General features: G+C 58.6%; 1 rRNA gene. It reads left to right on the forward strand.

The features are described 5' to 3' along the window. Window positions 1-89 precede the first annotated feature (89 nt). Window positions 90-519: ribosomal RNA gene (locus GFH49_RS01695) — 23S ribosomal RNA — on the forward strand; the annotation flags it as partial.

Consider the following 519-nt stretch of genomic DNA (forward strand, 5'->3'; position numbering starts at 1 on the left):
TGCCGGCGCCGGTGAAGCACTGATGTGGTTGGTGTGTGACGGTGTACTGGTTGTTGTTTGAGAACTGCACAGTGGACGCGAGCATCTGTGGCCAAGTTTTTAAGGGCGCACGGTGGATGCCTTGGTACCAGGAACCGATGAAGGACGTGGGAGGCCGCGATAGGCCCCGGGGAGTCGTCAACCAGGCTTTGATCCGGGGGTGTCCGAATGGGGAAACCCGGCAGTCGTCATGGGCTGTCACCCGTACCTGAACACATAGGGTATGTGGAGGGAACGCGGGGAAGTGAAACATCTCAGTACCCGCAGGAAGAGAAAACAACCGTGATTCCGGGAGTAGTGGCGAGCGAAACCGGATGAGGCTAAACCGTATACGTGTGAGACCCGGCAGGGGTTGCGTGTGCGGGGTTGTGGGATCTCTTTTCTGTCGTCTGCCGGCGGCAGGGCGAGTCAGAAACCGTTGATGTAGGCGAAGGACATGCGAAAGGTCCGGCGTAGAGGGTAAGACCCCCGTAGTCGAAA

The sequence above is a fragment of the Streptomyces blattellae genome, assembly GCF_009709555.1.
Lineage (GTDB): Bacteria > Actinomycetota > Actinomycetes > Streptomycetales > Streptomycetaceae > Streptomyces > Streptomyces blattellae.